This window comes from Methylobacterium sp. WSM2598 (assembly GCF_000379105.1).
Classification (GTDB): Bacteria; Pseudomonadota; Alphaproteobacteria; order Rhizobiales; family Beijerinckiaceae; genus Methylobacterium.
This window is the reverse complement of record NZ_KB900609.1, coordinates 3,267,067-3,271,672: the sequence shown is the minus strand read 5'-3', so window position 1 is coordinate 3,271,672 and position 4,606 is coordinate 3,267,067. Positions and strand designations below refer to the sequence as shown.

At 69.9% G+C, this 4,606-nt stretch carries 4 protein-coding genes; 1 reads left to right on the top strand and 3 read right to left on the bottom strand.

Annotated elements, in window-relative coordinates:
- Positions 1 to 205: 205 nt before the first annotated feature.
- Together MET2598_RS0115480 and MET2598_RS0115475 are read right to left on the bottom strand one after the other, a co-directional pair.
- On the bottom strand, positions 206 to 898 hold the full coding sequence (locus MET2598_RS0115480) for a transglutaminase-like cysteine peptidase (protein ID WP_012332271.1): 693 nt from the start codon (positions 896 to 898) through the stop codon (positions 206 to 208).
- Positions 899 to 1,041: 143 nt separating this feature from the next.
- The gene (locus tag MET2598_RS0115475; protein ID WP_018261460.1) at positions 1,042 to 1,683 is read right to left on the bottom strand and encodes a transglutaminase-like cysteine peptidase; all 642 of its coding nucleotides are present in this window, start codon (positions 1,681 to 1,683) and stop codon (positions 1,042 to 1,044) included.
- Positions 1,684 to 1,886: 203 nt separating this feature from the next.
- Here MET2598_RS0115475 and MET2598_RS0115470 point away from each other — a divergent pair, with 203 nt between their 5' ends.
- Complete coding sequence (locus MET2598_RS0115470) at positions 1,887 to 2,504, top strand: ParB-like protein (protein ID WP_012334001.1); 618 nt, start codon at positions 1,887 to 1,889, stop codon at positions 2,502 to 2,504.
- Positions 2,505 to 3,173: 669 nt separating this feature from the next.
- Here MET2598_RS0115470 and MET2598_RS0115465 read toward each other — a convergent pair.
- Positions 3,174 to 3,884 (bottom strand): L,D-transpeptidase, encoded by a 711-nt coding sequence (locus MET2598_RS0115465; protein WP_018261458.1) that lies wholly within the window; start codon positions 3,882 to 3,884, stop codon positions 3,174 to 3,176.
- Positions 3,885 to 4,606 lie beyond the last annotated feature (722 nt).

The following is a 4,606-nucleotide window of genomic DNA, read 5'->3' as shown; positions in this document are numbered from 1 at the left end:
CCGGACGGCCTGCGCGACCACGCCGCGGACGTGCGAGGGATCGGGCGGGATCGCTGACCCATGCTGCGGCGCGCGTGCGGCGAGCCTCAGAGCCTCTCAGCACGAGGGAGGATGTGACCCGCCACACCTGCGAGCTACCGAGGATCCAGGCTTCGCGGCACGCCAGGTCAGAAGGGGCGTCGGGAACCGCTCGATCGTCGACCTCTCAGCGGTTCGCGGTGGTGACCGGCGAGGCGACGCCGTTCAGCGACACCCAGGCCAGACCCTCCTGGCCCTCGCGCTTCACGTAGGTGTATCCGGTGCGCTGCCACGGCAGGATCGCGTTGGTCTTGTTGTCGAGGATGTAGTCGCCCCGGTCGGTGCGCACCATCAGCACCGCGTGGCCCTCGCCGATCTCGTCGATCACCACCGTCATGCGCAGGGCGCGGCGCGGCAGGCCGCGCTCCACCAGCATTCGGCGCTTCAGGAGCTGGTAATCCTCGCAATCGCCGTAGCCGTCGTCGGGGAAGTCCCAACGGTCGACCACGCCCCAATGCGCCTGGTCGGTGAGCGGCTTGATGCGGGAATTGACCCGCCGGTTCACGGCCACCAGCGTCTTCATCAGGGCCGGCGTCAGGGTGATCGCCGCCGGCTCGTTGACGTCGACCGCGCACTCGCCCGGATAGCGCTGGCAGAACTCGACCCAGGCGCTCACCGGCTTGGCCGAACCGCCGCGCTCGATCGCCGCGCTCGCGTCCGGGAGGGCCGCCAGGGTCTGGGTCTGGGCCTGGCTGGTGGCGCCGCCGATCAGCAGCGTGGCGCCCACGAGACCGAGTTGCGCGGCACGGGCGCAGCGCGAGATGAGGCCCTGGCGATCGACACCGCTCGCCCGGCCAGGGCCAACCAACACAACCCGCATCTGCCCCATCGACCCATGTGCAAATTCGTTGCACGCAGGCTGCCACGGTGCAGGGACCCGCTCAACCGAAAAATTTAAACCTTAATGAACGTCCCCGCCGCATTTCGGTTCCAATTCGAGACGTCCAATTCGGCGCTGATTCGTCAGCGATTGGCCGTCATGGTCGGTCCGGTCGCGCCGCCCAGGGAGACCCAGGCCACCGCGCTCTGGGACTCGCGCTTGATGAAGGTGTAGCCGGTCCGGTGCCAGGGGAGCACCGCGCTGGTCTTGTTGTCGAGCACGAGGTCGCCGCGGTCGGTGCGCAGCATCAGCACCGCGTGGCCCTCGCCCTTCTCGTCGATCACCACCGTCATGCGCATCGCCCGGCGCGGCAGGCCGCCCTCGGCGAGCAGCTTGCGCTTGAGCAGCTGGAAGTCCTCGCAATCGCCCGTGCCGTCCTCGGCGAGGTCCCAGCGGTCGGGCACGCCCCAATGCTCCTGGTCGGTGATCGGGCGGATGCGGCCGTTCACGCCGCGATTGACCGTGAGGATGGTCTGCCAGACGCGCGGGCTCAGCGTGATCGTCTCGGGCTCGGAGGGGTCGACCGCGCATTCCGCCGCGGAGCGCCGGCAGAACTCGACCCAGGCCGGGATCGGCTTCGCCTCGCCGCTCGCCACCGGCAGGGGCCCGGCGGGGGGGAGGGCGGCGAGGGTCTGGCCCGTCGCCTGCGAGGCCGTCAGGAGGCCGGCGAGGAGCAGGCCCGTCCGCAGCAGGCTCCGGCTCCCCCTGTGATCCCCGCTCCGCATCCGTCCGCCCCGTTAAGCTTCCGTTAAGCTTTCGTGGCACGAGCGGCGGGTGCGGGCAACGGATCGGTGAAGAATTAGTTAACGGCGCCGGCCGCGCCGGGCGGCCTTGACGCGCCCGGGCCGCGATGGCCTGCTGCGGCGAAGATCGGCGGGCCGGGCCCCCTCGTTCCGGGCCCGACCCGCCCCGTCGGGGGCGACGCCGCATGGCACTTCCGGAACCCTTGCTGAAGCAGGTGCGCGTGAAGGACCTGCGGCCGACCCAGATCACGGTCGGCTTCCGGGAGGTGGAGGCCAAGCGGGAGCACTGGCGCGGCCAGGACCCGGACGAGCGGGCGAAGTTCCTCGGCTCGCACATGATCCCGACCCTGATCGGGCCGAAGGCGCACCACTACATCCTGGACCACCACCACCTCGCCAGGGCGCTGTTCCTCGAGCAGGTCGAGACCGTGATGGTGACCGAGGTCGCGGACCTGCACCACCTCGACAAGGCGGATTTCTGGACCGTCTGCGACCACAAGGCCTGGGTCCACCCCTACGACGCCGAGGGCGTCCGGGTCGGGTTCAAGGCCATCCCGAAATCCCTCGCGGATCTGGAGGACGATCCCTATCGCAGCCTCGCCGGGGCGTTGCGCCGGAAGGGCGGCTTCGCCAAGGAGACGACGCCGTTCAGCGAGTTCCTGTGGGCGGATTTCCTGCGCCGCCGGATCGAGAAGCGGAGGCTGCGCGAGGATTTCGGCGCGGCGCTGGGGGAGGCGATGGCCTGCGCCAAGTCGCCGGAGGCCCACTACCTGCCGGGCTGGTGCGGGCCCTCCGAGACCTGAGCCGGCCGGTCGGGAGGCGGCGGGGCGGGCCCCGCGTCGGTCCGCACGCCCGTTCTCACCCCTTCTCACCGACGCGACGAACCGACATCCGTGCGTTTCGCGCGAACTCACGCCGATTCGCGGCGCTCACGGGACGTTGCGTATCCAGATTACCTCAGTGCACGCGAGGACCGCGCTGACGAGAGGGGCGGACATCTCGCGCGCCTGCTCGCTCGCGACCGTATCCAAGGGTTCGTGCTCTTGCCGATCGCGTGAGGACCGCGTTCTCGTCCTGCAACGCCGCAGCGGCAGGCGTGGGCCGGGTTCGCGCGTGCTCCTTCTCATCTCCGCCCGGGCACCTGCCCGATGCCGGCAGCCGCGCTGCCGTCACCGGCGCGGCCACGACGCGGCCCGCCATCTCTGCCGCCGGGGGGCGGGACCTGCGCCACCGAACCCCGCCCGCCGCGCGCCCGCCGCCCGGCATCGACGAAGCCGCGCCCGCGCCGCGTGCGACGCTGCGCGCCGGCAACGCCCCCTGCGGGACCGCGGCGGACGAGGCCCTGTCCGCGGCGCTCGACCGGGCCCCTCGACTGGCCGGTGGCCCTCGGCACCTTCGCGGGCCTCGTCGACGGCCAGATCAAGAATCCGAGCCGTGCCGATCGCTGACCGAAACAGGGCCGCCGCCTCTCCCTACGCGGGCAGGACGATCACCTTCGTCTTGACCGGCGTCCGCGCGTAGAGGTGGATCATGTCCTGACTCAGCAGGCCGACGCAGCCGCTCGTGATGCCCTTGCCGATCGATTCGGGCTCGCTGCTGGCGTAGATCGTGTAGAGCGTGTAGGCGCCGTTCTGGTAGAGGTGGAGGGTGCGGGCACCGAGCGGGTTGTCGAGGCCGCCCGGCATGCCGCGGGCGTATTTGGCGGCCTCGGGCTGACGCCGGATCATCTCCTTGGGCGGTGTCCACGTCGCCCATTCGGACTTGCGGCCGACATAGGCGTCACCGCTCCACAGGAACCCGTCGCGGCCGACATTGGCCCCGTAGCGCGTGGCAGACCCGTCGCCCTCGATGCGGTAGACATAGAAATTGCCGGGATCGACGACGATCGTTCCGGGCGCTTCTTTGGAATCGTAACGAACTGTTCTGCGGTAGTACTTTGGATCGACCTTGCTGATGTCGACCGCCGGGATCGGGAATTTCTCCTCCGGCAGCGGTCCGTAGATCTTCGTCGCCTCGGCAAGGAGCAGGCTGTCGGACGCCGCGCAGCCGGCGAGCCCGAGCGCGCCGACGCCGACGGTCGAGCCGACCAGGAACGACCGGCGCGTGAGAAGCCGCGCCTGACGCCGCACCAGAGCGGTCTCGTCCCTCCCGCCGGCCCCGGCCTTCCTACCGTCGATCATCATGATTTGGGACTTCCCGTCTCTTGCGGCCCGATGAGAGAACGCTCCGGCGACCCGTGACGCCTACGGCCCAGCTTAGATTGCCGGTACCGGGTGCGGCTGACAAGCACGGCCTCCGCCGCGCGGCGCTCGCCATTGGCCGAAGCCGGCAACGTTCGTGCGATCTTGCGGCCTCGCTCGCGCTGGCGTTGAAGCAACGGCGCAGTTCGCGCCATCAAATGCGTCGTGAGTGTGGCCAGCGCCTCTCGCGGCCGGGCGTGGTCGGCGACGGCCCCTGCTGAATGGCCTTGCCGCGGAGGCGCGCGTCCGGGCCGCGCACCGACCTCGGCCGACGGCGCGAGCCCGCACGCCCCTGCCGGCCAGACCCGGCCGAACCCTGAACGGGCAAGAGGAACGGCGGGGACCACCATAGGGAATCCCCGACCAGCGAGGCCGATCAAAGCGACAGCGGAAGCCAGAAATCAGTTGGAGCGGGCGATCGGGATCGAACCGACGACATTCAGCTTGGGAAGCCCAGGTAAGTCATTGATTTTCCTAAAAGGTGTTCCTCGTAGGTAGGCGGCCGCAGAGCGCCGCATAGGGGCCCAACTCCGGCTGTCGCCGGAGCGCGTTCTCCTACCTAGATGATGTAACGGGCGCGCCGAACACCGGAGCGCTTGAGGTTGGGTGGTCGTCCCTCAGAATGATGGTGTCCGAAGTCAACGGCGTCAGGTTTGGGCCTGCGC

Coding starts and splice junctions, on each gene's coding strand:
- MET2598_RS0115470 (WP_012334001.1), top strand. CDS start 1,887: ATGGCACTTCCGGAACCCTTGCTGAAGCAGGTGCGCGTGAAGGACCTG.
- MET2598_RS0115465 (WP_018261458.1), bottom strand. CDS start 3,884: ATGATGATCGACGGTAGGAAGGCCGGGGCCGGCGGGAGGGACGAGACC.
- MET2598_RS0115475 (WP_018261460.1), bottom strand. CDS start 1,683: ATGCGGAGCGGGGATCACAGGGGGAGCCGGAGCCTGCTGCGGACGGGC.
- MET2598_RS0115480 (WP_012332271.1), bottom strand. CDS start 898: ATGCGGGTTGTGTTGGTTGGCCCTGGCCGGGCGAGCGGTGTCGATCGC.